Below are 18,053 nucleotides of genomic sequence, written 5' to 3' on the forward strand. Positions count from 1 at the left end.
ATGGATCTTTCGACCTTGATGCCGCAACAGCTGCAGATCGTCAAGACGCTCGACCGTCCGCTGTTTGTCTCGGCGGGCGCCGGTTCGGGCAAGACCTTTACCCTCACGCGCCGCATCGTCTACGCGCTCTCGCCCGAATCCGGTCCGTTCGTTGAGCATCTGGACCAGGTGCTCGCCATCACCTTTACCAAAGATGCCGCGGCCGAGATTCGCGACCGCGTGCGCCGTGCGCTTATCGACGAGGGCATGGACGAGGAAGCACTGACCGTCGACGACGCGTGGATCTCGACCATTCACGGCATGTGCTCGCGTATCCTGCGCGCACACGCGTTGGAGCTGGGCATCGATCCCGAGTTCACGGTGCTCACCGATACCGACGAGCTCATGGATCAGGCTGTTGAGCATGTGTTGGGTCGCGCGACGGCGCCCGATGCCGCCCCCGAGCTCGCGGCATCGCTCAAGGCCCTCTACGCCTGGTATCCCATGGCGGGCGAGGGCGGTCCCTTTGGCGCCGGCACGACCGTCAAAGGCCTGGTGCGCGATCTGTTGGAGCTATCGAGCCAGCTGCCGGGCGGTATGGACGACGTGTGCGTGGCGCGCGGCCAGGCCGATACCTCGGCACTCGCCGATGCCTATCGCGCGGCGTTGGGCGCAAGCAAGGCCGCGACCGAGAAGGCACAGACGGCGCTCGATGCCATCGACGCGTTCGAGGCGAGCGGCAAGACCATGACCGATGCGGCGCGACTCATGATGTCGTGTACCATGCCTCGGGCGAGTAAGGCATTCCCTAAGGAGCAGGTGGAGCTGCTCAAGGCCGAGGCGGCCGATGCGTTTATCAATATCGTGCTTGCCTGCGGCGGCCCGGCGCTCGATGCGCTGGTGGGCCTGGCTCGCTCCGTCGAGGCCGAGTATCGCGCACTCAAGGCCGAGCAGTCCGCCCTCGATAACAACGACCTGCTGCGCATGGCCTATGAGGCGCTGCGCGATTACCCGGCCATTCGCGCCGCGTACGAGGGCCGCTTTAAGATGGTTATGATCGACGAGTTCCAGGACACCGACCAGATGCAGGTCGACCTGATCCGTTACCTGACCGGCGCGGGTGAGCGTGCGCTGTGTACCGTGGGCGATGCGCAGCAGTCCATCTATCGCTTTCGTGGGGCAGAGGTCGAGGTGTTCCGTCGCCAGGAGCGCAAGGTGGGCTCCTCTGCTGCGCCCGAGACCTCCGTCGCATCCGATGCCCCTGCCGGCGAGCTCGTCAAGCTCGTGCGCAACTTCCGCAGCCACGACGAGGTGCTGCGCTATGTGGCACGCGTCTTTGACGGCGATACCGGTGGTTTGATGCAGGGGTTCTTGGATCTTGAGCCGAGTGACGATCGCGAGGACAAGCTCGAGGCAAAGGCTTCGCGCCGCCAGGCGCTGCTCGTTGCCGGCGGCAGCACCCAGGAGCGAACGCAGGCGAAAGCTCGTGCGATTGCGGAGCGGTTCCAAGCGCTCGTTAAAGTGGGCCAGCCCCAGGGCGGCATGGTGCTGCTACTGGGCCGCATGACCAACGCCGACGTCTACGCCCAGGCCTTCCGCGACCAGGGGCTCGACTGCGTGATCGCAGGCGGTTCGGTCTTTGCCCAGGCTGCCGAGGTCCAAACGGTGCGTGCCCTGGTGTGCGCGCTTGCTAACCCGGCCGATACGGCGCAGGGTCTTATGCCGCTGCTGGCCTCACCGATGTTTGCGCTCGGCGCTCAGGAATTCCTGGCGCTGGCGACCAAGCTGGACGAGCAGACGGGGGAGACGTCGCGCCGCAACATCGATGCGGGCATCATGAGCGATTCCGATGTGCCCGGCTTGCAGGGCTTGCCACTGGTGACGCGCGCCCGCGAGGTGCTGCGCTATGCGCTGCGCCGCGTGGGACGTGATTCGTTCGCCAACATCGCGCGCGACGTGGTCAATGCTTCCGGCTGGTTCGTGCGACTGGCGAAGCGCGGCCCCGAGGGCAAGGCCATTGCCGCCAACGTGCTCAAGGCGCTCGATGCTGTGGTTGAGGCCGAGGCCGAGTTCGGTAACTCGCCGCGCTCCATTGCGCTGGCCTTTGACCGCTTCCTGGCGGGCAAGGAAGCCCCGGGCGCGCTCAACGAGGAGGGTGACGGCGCGGTACGCATCATGACCGTGCATGCATCCAAGGGTCTGGAGTATCCGGTCGTCGCGGTGTCCGAGTGTTTTGGCGTGCGCAAATCGTCCGGTGCGGCACAGATGGGCCGCGTCGACGGTGGGGTGCAAGTCGTGGCGCTGCCGGCTCGTTTTGATGGCGTTAAGCTTGCCGATGGGACCTTCGTGAAGGGCGATGACGTCAAAAAGCAGTTTGAACACGCGTTTAAGGGCAAGGGCACGTCACTGTGGTTGCCGCCAGAGCTCATGGAGGATGTCTGCGCGACGGGTTCTCCCGCCGAGGCATTTGCTCGCCTGCGCAACGACGACCTGCAGCTTTCGCTCGAGGAGCGGGCTCGTTTGCTCTATGTCGCCATGACGCGAGCGCGAGAGCTGGTGATCTTGGCGATGGATGCCGGCGTGAGCCGCGGCAAGCTGTGCGCGCCGACCTTCGACGTCGAGACCGATCTGACCTACGACGTGCTGCGCCGTATTCTGCCGACGGACGGCCTGGACATGCCACAGCTCGATGCCGACCGCCTGGTGTTCGACAGCTCCCAGCCGGGCGACTACGAGCTCATCTCGCTCGCGGACTTTACGTTTGGCGAGCAGGCGTTTGAGGCCAACGCTTCACTGGATGCCGAGGGTAGGCTCGTTCGCGGTGATGCGGAGGCGGAGGGTGCCGATGCTGCCGCCGATCGCCCGGTCGCGCCCGGCCCCGCCGACCCGTCGCCCGATTCGTTTGAACTCGTATATCCCCAGGCGGCGGGCGTGCGCATGGGCACGTGTCCGTTCCCGGCGCGTGATTCGTACAGCTATTCGTCGATTGCCGCGGCGCTGCATGCCGAGGCCGAAGACCGTGCCGCCGTGACGCGGGTGCCCATGGACGAGGCTGGCGACGATGCGGAGTCGGATGGTTCCGAGATGACGGATGCGGACGTGGCTGCTGTCGAGCCCGCCGGCAATCCCATGGCGCTGGGCTCGGCCTTCCATGCCGCCTGCCAGTGGCTGATCGAGATGGGTGCCGATACGCTGCCCGCTGAGCGTGCCGATGCGCTGGCGCGCCTGTGGTGCCTGACGCCGGATCAGCGCGAACGCTTCGACGTTGCCCTGGACCGCTGGCTCAAGTCGGCTGTTCGTGCCGACCTGCTCGCGTGGTCGTGCGTTCGCGCCGAGGTGCCGTTCTTTTCGCTGGGCTGCGAGGACGAGGACATCGCTCGCTACGGTGAATATGCCGAGGGCGCCATCGATGCGCTAGCGACCGACCCGGCGGATTCGTCGCGCGCGCTGGTCATCGACTACAAGACGGGCGGCACACCGGACGAGACGCCGGAACAGCTGCAGGAGAAGCACGCCCTGCAGGCGCGCGTCTACGCTGATGTTCTGCACAAGGCGGGCTTTGAGGTCGTGACCGTCAAGTTCGTCCGCGTGGAGCAGCCCGATCCAGCCATCTTCGTCGAACCCGCCGAACCTCAAGTAGTCACCTACAACTTCTAGCCCTCAATAACTTGCGGTGGAATATGGACTGTTTTGGCCAAAAAAGCCGCCAAACAGTCCGTATTTCACCGCAACTCAAGAGGAGCCGTGTTGGTTTGGCTAGGTTCGGGTGCTGTCCGTGCCGTGGGGTAAAATCGTTCAGTCAGAACACGAACCCGCATCGGAGCTCATCACATGGCATTCGTCCATCTGCACAATCACACTGTTTTCTCCATGCTCGACGGCGCAACCCGTATCCAGGATATGGTCAACCGTGCCGTTGAGCTTGGCATGCCCGCCGTGGCCATTACCGACCACGGCTACATGTATGGCGTGCCCGACCTAGCGCTGGCCTGTGACGCCGTTAACCACAACACGCCCGAGTACAAAACCTGGAGCCACGACAAGGCCTTCTTGGAAAAGGACCGTCGCGACGAGCTGGTGGAGCCCGATCCCGAGGCAAACCCGCGCGAGCATGCCCAGTATGTGAAGGACATGGCCATGTGGGACGAGAAGGGCAACATCGACGAGCTCAAGCCGCCCCTGGTCATCAAGCCCATCTTTGGCTGCGAGGTCTACTTTACGCCGGACGAGACGCTCGCCCGCGACCATAAGCCCGAGCTCTACCACATGATCCTTCTGGCCAAGGACCAGGAAGGCTACGTCAACCTGATGCAGACGGTTTCCGAGGCCGCCGTGCAGGGCTTTTACTATAAGCCGCGCGTGACGCTCGACAACCTGCGCCGCCACGCCAAGGGTATGATCTGCACGAGCGCCTGTATCGCGGGCATCATCCCCAAATACATCGACCGCGGTGACATGGAGGGCGCCATCAAGTGGGCCGAGACCTTCCGCGACACCTTTGACCCCGGCGACTTTTACATCGAGATCCAGGAACACGGCATCACCACCGACAACGGCCTGACCGACGAGCAGATGGACCGCACGCTCATCGATATCGCCAAGCAGGTGGGTGTCAAGGTCATCGCCACCAACGACTTCCACTACCTGCGTCGCGAGGACGCGCCCGTACAGGACGTCATTATGTGCATCGGCATGAACGCCAAGGTCGACGACCCCAACCGCATGCGCATGACCGGCTCGGAGTTCTATATGAAGACCGAGGAGGAGATGCGGGCGATGTTCCCGTATTGCCCCGAAGCCTGCGACAACACGCTCGAGATCGCCGACAAGTGCTACGTGGAGCTGGACTGGGACTCCATCATCCTGCCGCGCTTCCCGTTGCTCGATCCCGGCGAGACGCACGAGAGCCAGTTCCGCCGCGAGTGCGAGAAGGGCCTGCGCCAGCACTACGGTGACGACTGGGCCACGCGCGAGATCGGCGGCGTCAACATCAAAGAGCGCTTTGAGTACGAATACAAGGTCATCTGCGACAAGGGCTTTGCCGCCTACTTCTTGATCGTCGCCGAGTACGTGCAATGGGCTAAGGACAACGGCATCGGCGTCGGCCCCGGCCGTGGTTCTGCCGCCGGCGCTATCGTCGCCTACGCCATGAACATCACCGCGTTCGACCCGCTCGAGAACGGCCTGATGTTCGAGAGGTTCCTGTCTCCGCAGCGTACCGAGATGCCCGATATCGATATGGACTTCGACGATGAGCGGCGCCTCGAGGTCGTGGAGCACGTCCGCCAGCTCTACGGTCCCGAGAAGGTCACCCACGTCATCACCTACTCGACCATTAAGGCCAAGCAGGCCATCAACGACGCCGCGCGCGTTCTGGACTACCCGGTCTACATGGGCCAGCGCCTGTCCAAGATGGTCTCGAGCGACCCCAAGGTCAAGCTCAAGCAGGTGCTCGAAAAGCAACCCGGCAAAGAGGATCTGTTTAACCCCGATTTTGCCGAGGCATATAAAAAGGACGACGACGCCCGCCGCATCATCGACACGGCGCTCTCGATCGAGGGCCTCACCCGTGGCGAGGGCGTGCACGCGTGCGCCGTTCTGATCTGCCGCGACCCCGTCAACGAGCACGTGCCCACCAAGCTCGATACCAAGGGCGGCGTCGAGATTACCCAGTACGAGGGCCATACCGTCGCCGACATGGGCCTGCTCAAGATGGACTTCCTGGGCCTGCGCACGCTGACGGTTATCTCCAAGGCCAAGGCAAACATCAAAAAGAACTTTGGCATCGACATCAAAGAGGAAGAGATTCCCTTTGACGATCCCGAGATCTTTAAGCTCATGGGCTCCGGCCACACCGCCGGCGTCTTCCAGGTCGAGTCCGCCGGCATGACGGCCACGATCAAGAACATGAAGCCCACCGAGTACAAACACGTCGTGGCATTGATCGCCCTGTACCGCCCGGGCCCGCTGGGCGCCGGCATGGTCTCGTCCTACATCAACCGTATGAACGGCAAGGAGCCGGCCGTCTCCTACGACGACCGTCTGGACGACATCCTGGGCGAAACCTACGGCACCATGGTCTACCAGGAGCAGGTTATGCTCATCTCCGTCGAGATGTGCGGCTTCTCCAAGGGCGAATCGGACTCGCGTATCCGTAAGCCCGTGGCTAAGAAAAAGATCAAGCTGCTCACGTCGACGGTGCTGCACTGGGAGGATGGCTCGGACGAGACCACCTACGACCACTGGATGAACGGCGCTATCAAGAACAACTACACGCGCGAGGTCGCCCAGAAGATTTGGGACGATGTTCTCGAGTTCGCATCCTACGCCTTCAACAAGTCGCACTCCGCCGGCTACGCCATCCTGGTTATGCAGACGGCGTGGCTCAAGGCGCACTATCCGCACGAGTACATGGCGGCCGTTCTGACGTCCTACACGGGCAAGACCGACAAGATCGTGCACTACGTCTCGGCATGCCGTCACGACGGCATCCCCGTGCTTTCGCCAGATGTCAACGAGTCCGGTACCGAGTTCACGGCTACCAAGGAGGGCGTGCGCTTTGGTCTGGCCGGCATCCGCGGCGTGGGCACCGGCGTGGCGCAGGCGATTATCGCCGAGCGCGAGGCGGGCGGTCCGTTTAAGACGCTGCACGATTTTGTCGAGCGCGTGGACTCCAGCCAGGCAAACCGTCGCGTAATCGAATCGCTGATCAAGGCAGGCGCCTTCGACTCCACGGGGTATCCGCGTCGACAGATGATGCACTTTGTGGATAAGAACAACCCCGAGAACATCATCGACGCCGCGGTGAAGCGCCAGAAGGATCGCGCGAGCGGCCAGACCTCGTTCTTCGATATGTTTGGCGACGTTGAGGGCTCGGGCTTCGAGGTCAGCGTGCCCGATCCGGATGGCCAGGAATGGGACCGCCACCTCAAGCTGAGCCAGGAGAAAGAGGTTCTGGGCATCTATGTCTCGGACCACCCGCTGCGCCCGTTTGAGTATGCGCTAGCCAAGGCGCGCGACTTTTCGTTCTCGCAGATCGACACCGGCTACGAAGTTCAGAACCCCACGGGCGGCACCATCAACCAGGAGATTCCCGAGGGCAAGGCGCTGTGGTGGGCCGGCATGGTCTCGAGCGTGTCCAAGCGCGTGACCAAAAACGGCGACCCCATGGGTATCGTGCAGCTCGAGGACATGGAAGGCGAGGCCACCGTCGTGGTGTTCCCCAAGACCTACAAGGAGGCCGAGGGGTATCTGTACGGCGAGGTCGATCCCGAGACAGGCGCGCAGCTGTCCGACGCCTTTGTGCGCATTAAGGGCAAGCTCGAGCGCTCGGACCGCGGCGACCAGATCATCGCGCAGGAGATTGTGCCACTGGAGCTTAACGAGGAGAACAACAAGCCCAAGGTGTTTGAGGTCATGGTGCCCAACAGCCGCTTTAGCCAGGGCAATATGGCGCGTCTTGCCACGGTGCTCACCTCCAACCCGGGCGGCGACCGTGTGGAGATCTTTATCGAGCAGGTGGACGGGCGCGTGCTGCGTGCCGAGGTACCTGCCAAGGTCAACGCGCGCTCGATTCCGCTGCTGGCCGAGGCCAAGGCTATCGTTGGTAACCAAGGCAGAGTGACGGTGATCTAAGGGCGACCTTGCTGGTCCGCGCGAGATTGGAGGAAGTGATGGCGCAGGGGACGTTCGTGCAGGCGCTCCGGAAAGAGGCGGCGTTGAGCGGCACCTTTATGAAGGGGCGCTCGCTCATGCTTAACGGTGCCGTGCTGTCGATTGAGGACAGCGGCTCGCGCTTCTCCAAAAACGTGACGGTTGAGGGCTCGGTGCGCGGCTCGCGCGGCGACCTGTACAAGACGCACGTGGCGCTCGACATGGACGAGCACGAGGTGATCGACTACGACTGCGATTGCCCTGCTGCCTATCGCTACCCCGGCATGTGCAAGCACGCCATTGCCACAGCGCTGGCGTACCTGGACGCCAGCGGCATTGAGCCTGTTGAGGGGCTGCGCACACCGGTTCGCACGTTTACGGCGCAGCCGAAACAGCCCGCGCGCACCGCGCCCAAAGCGCCGGCCGTCAACCCCAACTTTCCCTTCCCGGCGCCCGTTCCCACGAGCCCCAGCCTCATGGCGGCGCTCTCCGATCTTTCGGACGCGCGCATGAATGAGCTGGCGAGCATGCGCCGCAAGCTTGCCGGTGCCGTCGATCCCGACGCCCCCAAAGCGGCGTTGGAGCCCTCGTTGGTGCCGTACTACAATCCGCTGTTCGCCGACCGCTTTAGCTGGGCGCTCGAGTTCCGCATTCGCTGCGGTTCGGTGTCCTACGTGGTCAAGGATATCGACGGCATGGCCGACGCCTATGTCCGAGGCGGCACCTTCTCGTACGGCAAGAAGCTCACGTTTGTCCATACGCCCGAAGCCTTCGAAGGCGTTTCGACAAAGCTGCTCAACCTTGTTGTGACGACAGTTGCCTATCTCGATGACATCACAAGCTCGCGTTCGGCGTCGTACGACTTTGCCCGCAACGGTTTTGTCGCCGAGCGTCAGTTGCCGCTGTCCGAGCATAGCATCGTATATGTGCTGGACCTGCTACGCGGCCAGACCATCTCTTTTGAGCCCGCCTGGTCGCGGGGGACGACGACGCATCGCACCTATGACGTGGCGGTTGAACTGCCTCCGGAAGGGGAGGACGAGGCGCTGTCTAAGCGCCCACCGCTCCTTGCCGCCAAAATCGCGCCGGCGGCCGGTGGCAGCTATGATCTGCGCCTGCCGGCCGATGCATACTGCTTTGCTTCGGACGACGTTGCCTATCTGGTCGACACCCGCCGTGCGCGCCGCACCGATGTGGCGTTTGCTCAGCACGCGGCGCCGTTCCTATCACGCTTGCTGCCCTGTCGCACGCCGGTCCATATTGCCGCCGAGCAGGTGGGCGAATTCTGCCGCATGGCACTGCCCATTTTGCGCGACTACACCGATCTTACCGCTCCCGCCGTGCTCGACACCGTGGCGCCCGAGCCGAGCTTTGCCATGGCGATCGGCGTCGACGATGGGCTCGTGACCTGCAAAATTACGGTTACCTACGGCGACTGGTCGGCAGATCTCTTTAGCCTGGGCGCTCCGGGCAGCCCCTTCGAAGAGCGGCGCCCGGGCGTGCCGCCGCGCGACGAGGTGGCAGAGTTTCGCGTTATGGACACGGTGGCCCTGTATTTCGACTTTTACGAGGGCGGCCTGGCATTTGAGGAACGCGATGACGAGAGCCTGTTCCACTTGCTGACCGAGGGCCTGTCCGCCCTGTCCGAGCTGGGCGAGGTCATGCTCAGCGACCGCCTGCGCCAGGTCTCGGTCCGCCCTGCGCCCAAGCTTTCGGTGCGTGCAACCGTCAAGAGTAACCTGCTCGACGTCGAACTGGGCGCGAGCGGCCTTTCGGCGGCAGACCTTGCCATCTACCTCGACTCCTACAAGCGTCACCAGACGTTTGCGCGTCTCACGTCGGGCGACATCATTCGCCTGGACGAGGGCGCCCGCGCCGCGTTTGGGCTTGCCGAGGACCTGGGGGTCGATGCTGTCGACCTGCTCGACGGCGTGTCGCTTCCCGCGTCGAGTACCCTGTTCGTCGACAGCATGCTCGCGCGCACGCCGGCGCTCGAAGCCGATCGCGACGCTGCGTTCCGTCGCACCGTCGAGCGCCTGGACACGCTCGGCAAGATGGACTTTACGGTGCCGGTCTCGCTCAAGGCCACACTGCGCGGCTACCAGGTCGACGGCTACCAGTGGCTCGGCTCGCTCGAGCACCTGGGCCTCGGCGGTATTTTGGCCGACGATATGGGCCTGGGCAAAACGCTGCAGATGATCGCGCATGTCCTGGCGCGCGTGGAGGCGGGGGATGCCAAGCCCACGCTCGTGGTGTGCCCTGCGTCGCTCGTGTACAACTGGACCGCCGAGCTGGAGCGCTTTGCCCCGTCGCTCGACGTGTGCGCCATCGTGGGCGCCAAGGCTCAACGCCGCGTGCAGATCGCTGGCGTGGCCGAGCATAACGTGGTCGTGACGTCATATGACCTCATGCGCCGCGATATCGACGAGTATGCCGAGCAGGACTTTACCCGCGTGGTGCTCGACGAGGCCCAGTACATTAAAAACCCGCTCACGCAGGTGGCGCGCGCCGCCAAGCGCCTGCCGGCCGGTGTGCGCTTTGCCCTGACGGGCACGCCCATCGAAAACCGCCTGTCCGAGCTCTGGAGCATTTTCGACTTTTTGATGCCGGGCCTGCTTGGCACGCGCGAGTCGTTTGCCAAGCGCTTCGAAAGCCCGGTCGAGCACGCCGAGGGTGACAGCGCCGCTCGCTTGCAAGCGCTCGTGTCGCCGTTTGTGCTGCGCCGCGTTAAGGAAGACGTGGTGGCCGACCTGCCCGAGAAGATCGAAGACACCGTCATGGCACAGCTCACCGGCGAGCAGCGCAAGCTCTACCTGGCCAACCAAGACCGTATCGCCCAGCAGGTGCAGCATCGCGAGGCATCCGAGTTTAAGAAAGACAAGCTCAAGGTGCTCGCCGAGCTCACCAAGCTGCGCCAGATCTGCTGCGACCCGCATCTACACTACGAGGACTACAAGGCAGGGAGCGCCAAGCTCGACGCTTGCATGGAGCTCGTGCACGGTGCGCTCGACGGCGGGCACCACATTCTACTGTTCAGCCAGTTCACGGGCATGCTCGATATCATTGGCAAGCGCCTGGCCAAGGAGGACATCGGCTTTCTTAAGCTCACGGGCGCTTCGTCCAAGGAGAGCCGCGCCAAGATGGTCGCGCAGTTCCAGGCGGGCGAGGTGCCGGTGTTTCTGATCTCGCTCAAGGCGGGCGGCGTGGGCCTCAACCTGACGGCGGCCGACGTGGTCATCCACTACGACCCGTGGTGGAACGTGGCCGCGCAGGACCAGGCGACCGACCGCGCGCACCGTATTGGCCAGCAACATACCGTGACCGTGTACAAGCTCATCGCCAAGGACACGATCGAGGAGCGCATCATGCAGATGCAAGAGTCCAAACGCGACCTGGTCAACAGCGTGCTCGGCGGCGACGGCATCTCCTCGGCGCTGTTTACCCGCGAGGATGTTCTGGCACTGCTCGGCGGCGACGGGCGCTAACCCGCTCGGGTGGGGCCGCCAGGGCGGATAGCGCACGTTGCCCCATCGTCCCCGCTCGTTATGTGTTCATTTGCGATGCCGTGGATGGTTCGCGCGCCTTTGGGCATAAGAAGCATCGAGAACATCGGCACATCAGCAAAGGAGAACATCATGGCGAAATTCTATAAGGACCCCGACGGCAAGCTCATTGCCGCCCTTGGCAACGACGTTGCAACCCCTGCCGGCTGCACGGAGCTGACCGCGAACACCGAGGACGCGGCGCACGAGAAGCACGTGCCCGTCGTTGAGAGCGAGCGCGACGGTCACGTGATCCGCGCACGCGTGGGCTCGGTCGAGCATCCTATGGTGCCCGAGCACTACATCGAGTGGATCGCCCTTGAGGCCGAGGGCCGTCTGGAGGTCCATTACCTCCAGCCCGGCATGAAGCCCGCGACGTTTTTTGCCGGCGGCTCCAAGACCGGCACCGTCTATGCCTATTGCAACCTGCATGGGCTGTGGTCCGCGACGTTCTAGGAGCGCGTCCCCGCTCGGGGTATCATAGCTAGCATATGCACATGCGAGCGCCGACTGCATCATGCGGCCGGCGCTTTTACTACGACAACGATGGTTTACGACGGAAAGGGCTGAGCCATGAAGCTCGCACTTGCACAGATCGATATGCGCCTGGGTGATATTGAGGGCATTTGCGGCCGCATCGAGGACCAGGCTCGTCTGGCCCACGAGCGCGGGGCACGCGTGCTGTGCGTGCCGGCTCCGCTCTTTATGGGCGCCATGCCCGGGGGCCTGGTGGGCACTGCCGACTTTGAGCACGACATGTTGACAGGCCTGACCGGTGTCGCCGAGCGTATCCAAGAACTCGATATGATCTGCATCGTGCCCGCGGCGGTTTCGTTTGAGGGCCAGCCCCTGCTCGACTACATGATGCTCAAGGACGGCCATGTGGTGCCGGCCCGTTCGAGCATTGCCCTGCAGCGTGGTGGGAACGGTGATGCCCGTTGGGCGCCGCCGGTCTTCGACGTGGACGGCGTGCGTATCGCCGTGATTTTCGACTTGGACCGCGAGCTCGAGATGCTGCCGACCGGCGTCGACCTCATCGCCTATTTTCAGTTCAACGCGTTTGACATGACCGACCGCGAGACGGCCGCCATTGCCGCCGTTCGCAGCGGTGCCTACCGCAAGATCGCATCTAAGCGCAGCGTGTGGTTTGCCTGCATGGCGCCGGTCGGTGCCTATGACGAGTCGGTGTATACCGGCGGATCGTTTGTGCTCGACGACTGCGGGCGCGTGGTGGCCCAGGCGCCGTGTTTTGAAGAGAGCCTGCTGGTTCAGGAGATCCAGCGCGGTGTGATGCTCGATGCCTTGGAGGACCACGAGCTGCCCGAGTTTCGCTCCGAGGAATGGCTGTGGCAGGCGCTGGTGCTCGCTGTGCGCGATAACGCCCGCGCCCGCGGTACGTCGCGCGCCGTGGTGGCGCTCGAGGGCGACTTGCCGTCGTCCCTGCTGGCGGCGCTTGCCGTCGACGCCCTGGGTCCGCGCAATGTGGTCGGCCTGGTGCTGGGACGCAACCGCATCTTTACGTCGGCGCAGGAGGAGGCCGAGGCTGCTCGCTGTGCCGCCGTTCGCGCCATTGCCGAGCGCCTGCATATTCGCACGGTTGAGCGCGATGCCCCGGATGCCGCGCGTGTGCTCGACCGCGATGTATCGGCGGGCGACGCCGAGCGCCTGCGCTCTCGCACGCTGGGCCTCATGCTGGAGGATACGGCGCTCGAGCTGGGGGCGATGGCGTTGAGCCCGCTGTCCAAAACTGAGTACGCGCTGGCGGCGCCCGCGCTTTGCGGTGGCTACCAGGGCGATTATGCGCCCTTTGGCGACGTATACCTGTCGACGCTCGAGTTTGTGGCGCGCGTACGCAACCGTACGTCTGCCGTGGTGCCGCAGGAGCTCGTGACACTCAACGCGGTGGAGGATTGCATGGAGCGCGTGCTGGCGCAAGCGCTCTCGACGCTTGATGGTCCGGTTGACATGCTCGACCGCGCGGCACAGCTGCTCGGCGGGCTTGAGCCGGGCGAGGTCGATGGCACGCTCGAGTCGCACGTCGACCGCAATCGTCCCTTCGACGACATTCCGATGGCCACCGGCAAGCCCGAGGCTTGCTCGCTGCTGCTGATGCTCGTGCGCCAGGGAGAGGCGGCTCGCCGCCAGCTGCCGACGGCGCCGATCGTCTCGGCCCGTTCGTTTGTCGAGCGCGCCTGGCCGTATATGCTCGCGTGGTCCGATCTTGGCCTGAGCGGTAAAGAGCGCATGACGGTCGATGCGCTGGCGCGCGCCGAGGTGAACCGCTTTGCCGACGAGGATACAAGCGAGCGCATGCGTGGCGAGATGATGGGCATACTGGGTGAGCTGTTGGGTATTTCGCCCGAGCAGATGGAGGAGCTGCGCTCCGAGGACGGCCAGCGCCGCCTGCACGAGGGTATGAAGAAGTTTGAGGGCGAGGTCCAGGACGCCATCGATAAGATGATGGGCGGCCAGGGTGGCCCGCAGGGTGGACCCCAGGGTGGCCCGATGCCGCATCCGCCGGTTGATCCCCGACAGTTCCCGTTCTTCTCGCAGAACTAAAAAGGTTACGCGGTTTTGCCAAACCGCGTAACGAGTCGACGCTGCGCGAGCCCCTGCCGGGCAATCTGCCGCTCAAACCGTCGCTTGCGTACAAAAGTACGCGGCGCTCCTCTTTCGCGACACCTTGCCACGGCAGGGACTCGCTCGCTGACTTATGCTCAACCTATGGTTCAACCTTGCTTGCTAGATGCGGCCGCTATTGTGTTATTCTAGAACAGACGTTCGTGAATGATGCGCGGGGCCTTGCCTTGCGCTTGGTAAAAGACGAGGGGAGGTTGGTTTGGTTATCTTGGGCATTGACCCCGGTTTGGCTCATACGGGTTGGGGGATTATCGAGGAGCGGCGTGGCGAGGTTCGCTGCCGTGCCTACGGCTGCATCGAGACCAGTGCCGGAAGTCCGCTCGCGGTGCGCCTGTCGCATATCGCCCGCGACCTCAAGGGTGTCGTGGAGCGTTATCGACCCGATACCGCTGCCATCGAGAGCATTTACTTTGGCGCCAACGTTCGCTCGGCCATCCCTACGGCGCATGCCCGCGGCGCTGCGCTTGTGGCGCTTTCGGAGTGCGCGCTCGAGATTGGCGAGTACACGCCTATGCAGATTAAGCAGGCTGTTGTGGGCACCGGAGCCGCAGATAAGCGGCAGGTCGCCTACATGGTGCGCACGCTCACGCAGCTCGATCACGACCCGCATCCTGACCATGCCGCCGATGCCCTGGCCTGCGCCATCTGCCACGTTAACCTCAGCCGTACCCGGGCGCTTACCGGCGGCGAGTTCTATCAACAGAGAGGAACCGGATACTGATGATCTCCCAGCTCCACGGAACGCTTGTCGAGGCCACGATGAGCTCTGCTGTCGTCGATGTGTCGGGCGTTGGCTTTGAGCTCGGCATCTCGGGCAGCACTGCGGCCACGTTGCCGACGCCCGGCGGCGAGGTCCGCCTCTACACGCGTATGCAGGTGCGCGAGGACGCCATGACACTTTTCGGTTTTTCCTCTAAGGATGAGCGCACGATGTTCGATCGGCTCGTGTCTGTCTCGGGCGTTGGCCCGCGCTTGGCGCTCGCCGTGCTTTCCACCTATACCGTGGGGCAATTGTATTCGCTGGTGATGGCCGAGGACGACAAGGGCATGGCCAAGGTGCCCGGTGTGGGCAAAAAGACAGCTCAGCGTCTGATCCTGGAGCTCAAGAGCACCTTTGCCAAGGACAAGGGCTTTGTGCCGGTCGACGTGATTCCCGGCCAGGTTGCGATGCCCGTGCCCGCTGCCGCTCCCTCGGCCATCGATGACGCCCGTGCGGCGCTCCTTTCCATGGGCTTTAGCCCGCAGGAGACCGATGTTGCCCTGAGCGGGTATGATGGGCAGAATATGCGTGTCGAGGATCTGCTCGGCGCGGCGCTTAAGCGACTCGGAATGGATGCGTGATGTGGGAAGCCGATGACTCTCAGGACCTGTGGGCGACGCCCGGCAACTCGCCGGCGGCATCCATGGCGCACGGCGAGCGCATGGTGGGCTCGGAGCTGACGGCCGAGGACCTCGATGTCGATCGCACTTTGCGCCCCCAGCGCCTGGACGATTACTGCGGCCAGGAGCATATCAAGCAGAGCCTGCGCGTGTTGATCGAAGCGGCGCAGAGCCGTGGCGAGACGCTCGACCACGTGATTTTCTCGGGTCCTCCGGGCCTGGGCAAGACCACGCTGGCCACCGTTATCGCCAACGAGCTGGGCGCTCAGATCAAGACGACGAGCGGCCCCGCTATTGCGCGCACCGGCGACCTGGCGGCCATCCTTACTAACTTGCAGCCGGGTGACGTGCTGTTTATCGACGAGATCCACCGCCTCAACCGTTCGGTCGAGGAGGTACTGTACCCCGCGATGGAGGACTTTGCCCTCGATATCGTGATTGGCAAGGGTCCGGCGGCGCGCTCGATTCGCCTGGATATTCCCAAGTTTACGTTGGTAGCGGCAACGACCCGCTCAGGCATGTTGACAGGCCCGTTGCGCGACCGCTTTGGCATTTCATATCGCCTGGATTACTACACGGTCGAGGAGCTCGCGCAGATTGTGACGCGCTCGGCGACTATCCTGGGCGTGACGATCGACCACCCCAGTGCACTCGAGATCGGCTCGCGTTCGCGCGGCACGCCACGTCTTGCCAACCGCCTGCTCAAGCGCGTGCGCGATTACGCACAGGTGCGCGGCAACGGTCCCATTGAGCTCGATATCTGCCGTCAGGCACTCGAGTTCTTTGAGATCGACGAGCTCGGTCTGGACTGGATGGATATTCGCATTTTGGAGACGCTCGCCAAGACGTTCTCCGGTCGTGCCGTGGGACTTACGACCCTTGCCAGCGCGGTGGGCGAGGACCCGGGCACGCTCGAGGATGTCTATGAGCCCTATCTGCTGCAGTGCGGGCTGATGATTCGTACACCGCAGGGCCGTCAGGCAACCCTTCGCACCTTTGAGCACCTGGGGATTGAACCTACCGTTTAGGGCGCTTTGTTTTGGCGGGCTGTTGGGCTATCGCTGGGCATCGGGTAAACATATCGCCGTTTGTCGGTTGCGGGTGTTTTACTATTGCACGCCCGTGCTATGCTGGATTGGTCTTTTTCTCATCCGGTAACGAAAGGACCGCCCATGCCTACTGACATCGAAATCGCACGTTCTGTTACGCCGCTGCCTATTACCGAGGTGGCCAAGAACGCCGGCGTCGACGTTAAGCACCTTATTCCGTACGGCTTCGACAAGGCTAAGGTCGATTATTCACTGCTCAACGAGCCGACTGATCACCAGGCCAAGCTCGTCCTCGTGACCGCTATCAACCCCACGCCCGCCGGCGAGGGTAAGACCACTACGACCATCGGTCTGGCCGATGGCCTGCGCCGTCGCGGTGTCAAGAGCGCCGTGGCCCTTCGTGAGCCTTCGCTCGGTCCCGTCTTCGGCGTCAAGGGCGGTGCCGCCGGCGGTGGCTGGGCGCAGGTCATCCCCATGGAGGACATCAACCTGCACTTTACTGGTGACTTCCATGCTATTGGTGCCGCCAACAACCTGCTGGCCGCCATGCTCGACAACCATATTCAGCAGGGCAACCAGCTCGGTATCGATGTTAAGCGCATCACCTGGAAGCGCGTTGTCGACATGAACGACCGTCAGCTGCGCCATGTCATCGACGGCATTGGCGGCAAGGCCCAGGGCGTGCCGCGCGAGGATGGCTTTGACATTACCGTTGCCTCCGAGGTCATGGCGATCCTGTGCCTGTCTACGAGCATCAACGATCTTAAGGAGCGCTTGGGCGAGATCGTTGTCGGCTACAGCTATGCCGGCGAGCCCGTCCGCGCACGCGACCTTAAGGCCCAGGGAGCTATGGCCGCACTGCTCAAGGATGCGCTCAAGCCCAATCTGGTGCAGACGCTTGAGGGTACGCCCGCGTTTGTCCACGGCGGTCCCTTCGCCAATATTGCCCACGGCTGCAACTCCATCATGGCCACGCGTATGGCTATGCGTTTTGGCGATGTCGCCATTACCGAGGCCGGTTTTGGTGCCGATCTGGGTGCCGAGAAATTCCTGGACATCAAGTGCCGCATGACGGGCGTTCGTCCCAACGCCGTCGTGGTCGTCGCGACCGCTCGCGCCCTTAAGTACAACGGCGGTGTTGCCAAGGCCGACCTCAACGAGGAGAACCTCGAGGCACTCAAGGCTGGCATGCCCAACCTGCTGCGTCATGTCGACAACATCCAGAACGTTTATGGTCTGCCCTGCGTGGTCGCCATCAACCGTTTCCCGACGGACACCGAGGCCGAGCTCGAGCTCATCGAGTCCGAGTGCCAGAAGCTGGGCGTCAATGTGAAGCTGTCCGAGGTCTGGGCCAAGGGCGGCGAGGGCGCACTCGAGCTGGCCGATGAGGTCATGCGCTTGGTTGAACAGCCGAGTGAGCTCAAGTTTGCCTACGAGGACGGCGCTGATGTCGCTGATGCCCTCGAGGCCGTTGCCACCAAGGTCTACCGCGCCGACGGCGTTGACTTTACGCCGGCCGCCAAGCGCCAGCTCGCCGAGCTGCGCGAGAACGGCTTTGGCAACCTGCCGGTGTGCGTCGCCAAGACGCAGTACAGCTTTAGCGACAACGCCAAGGCCCTGGGCGCTCCCGAGAACTTCCGCATCACCGTGCGTGAGCTCAAGGTTTCTGCCGGCGCCCACTTTGTGGTCGCGTTGACCGGCAGTGTTCTGACCATGCCGGGTCTGCCCAAGGTGCCCGCGGCCGAAAACATCGACGTCGACAACGACGGCAACATCACCGGCCTGTTCTAAGCTCGCTGCTCATAGCTGC

The 18,053-nt window shown here is 63.5% G+C and carries 9 protein-coding genes; all 9 read left to right on the plus strand.

What is annotated here, in order from left to right; genetic code table 11:
* The 9 genes from DXD39_RS02605 to DXD39_RS02645 all read left to right on the plus strand — a co-directional run bounded on the left by DXD39_RS02605 (nt 1) and on the right by DXD39_RS02645 (nt 18,034).
* Nucleotides 1-3,636, plus strand: coding sequence for an exodeoxyribonuclease V subunit beta (locus tag DXD39_RS02605; protein WP_117803026.1), 3,636 nt, complete (start codon nt 1-3; stop codon nt 3,634-3,636).
* A gap of 174 nt (nt 3,637-3,810) precedes the next feature.
* A complete protein-coding gene (dnaE, locus tag DXD39_RS02610; RefSeq protein WP_117803027.1) occupies nt 3,811-7,614 on the plus strand; it encodes a DNA polymerase III subunit alpha in 3,804 nt (1,267 codons plus the stop codon).
* A gap of 38 nt (nt 7,615-7,652) precedes the next feature.
* Nucleotides 7,653-11,117: a DEAD/DEAH box helicase gene (locus DXD39_RS02615; protein WP_117803028.1), complete on the plus strand. Its 3,465-nt coding sequence runs from the start codon at nt 7,653-7,655 to the stop codon at nt 11,115-11,117.
* 150 nt (nt 11,118-11,267) lie between these two features.
* On the plus strand, nt 11,268-11,630 hold the full coding sequence (locus tag DXD39_RS02620; protein ID WP_117803029.1) for a desulfoferrodoxin family protein: 363 nt from the start codon (nt 11,268-11,270) through the stop codon (nt 11,628-11,630).
* Nucleotides 11,631-11,747: 117 nt separating this feature from the next.
* A complete protein-coding gene (locus tag DXD39_RS02625; protein WP_117803030.1) occupies nt 11,748-13,733 on the plus strand; it encodes a hypothetical protein in 1,986 nt (661 codons plus the stop codon).
* A 280-nt stretch (nt 13,734-14,013) separates the two neighbouring features.
* Entirely contained in the window at nt 14,014-14,535 is a 522-nt protein-coding gene (ruvC, locus tag DXD39_RS02630; RefSeq protein WP_035137351.1) for a crossover junction endodeoxyribonuclease RuvC, read from the plus strand.
* Nucleotides 14,535-15,155, plus strand: coding sequence for a Holliday junction branch migration protein RuvA (gene ruvA / locus DXD39_RS02635; RefSeq protein ID WP_055310211.1), 621 nt, complete (start codon nt 14,535-14,537; stop codon nt 15,153-15,155). The genes ruvC and ruvA overlap by 1 nt, the downstream gene beginning before the upstream one ends.
* The gene (gene ruvB, locus DXD39_RS02640) at nt 15,155-16,222 is read left to right on the plus strand and encodes a Holliday junction branch migration DNA helicase RuvB (protein ID WP_022095140.1); all 1,068 of its coding nucleotides are present in this window, start codon (nt 15,155-15,157) and stop codon (nt 16,220-16,222) included. Before ruvA ends, ruvB begins: the two co-directional genes overlap by 1 nt.
* A 144-nt stretch (nt 16,223-16,366) precedes the next feature.
* Nucleotides 16,367-18,034, plus strand: a complete 1,668-nt coding sequence (locus tag DXD39_RS02645; protein ID WP_117803031.1) for a formate--tetrahydrofolate ligase — start codon at nt 16,367-16,369, stop codon at nt 18,032-18,034.
* Nucleotides 18,035-18,053 lie beyond the last annotated feature (19 nt).

Origin of the sequence: Collinsella sp. TM04-29, from assembly GCF_003466565.1 — a bacterium.
In the GTDB taxonomy this organism is placed as follows: domain Bacteria; phylum Actinomycetota; class Coriobacteriia; order Coriobacteriales; family Coriobacteriaceae; genus Collinsella.

Coding starts and splice junctions, on each gene's coding strand:
- DXD39_RS02625 (WP_117803030.1), top strand. CDS start 11,748: ATGAAGCTCGCACTTGCACAGATCGATATGCGCCTGGGTGATATTGAG.
- dnaE (WP_117803027.1), top strand. CDS start 3,811: ATGGCATTCGTCCATCTGCACAATCACACTGTTTTCTCCATGCTCGAC.
- DXD39_RS02645 (WP_117803031.1), top strand. CDS start 16,367: ATGCCTACTGACATCGAAATCGCACGTTCTGTTACGCCGCTGCCTATT.
- DXD39_RS02615 (WP_117803028.1), top strand. CDS start 7,653: ATGGCGCAGGGGACGTTCGTGCAGGCGCTCCGGAAAGAGGCGGCGTTG.
- ruvB (WP_022095140.1), top strand. CDS start 15,155: ATGTGGGAAGCCGATGACTCTCAGGACCTGTGGGCGACGCCCGGCAAC.
- DXD39_RS02620 (WP_117803029.1), top strand. CDS start 11,268: ATGGCGAAATTCTATAAGGACCCCGACGGCAAGCTCATTGCCGCCCTT.
- DXD39_RS02605 (WP_117803026.1), top strand. CDS start 1: ATGGATCTTTCGACCTTGATGCCGCAACAGCTGCAGATCGTCAAGACG.
- ruvA (WP_055310211.1), top strand. CDS start 14,535: ATGATCTCCCAGCTCCACGGAACGCTTGTCGAGGCCACGATGAGCTCT.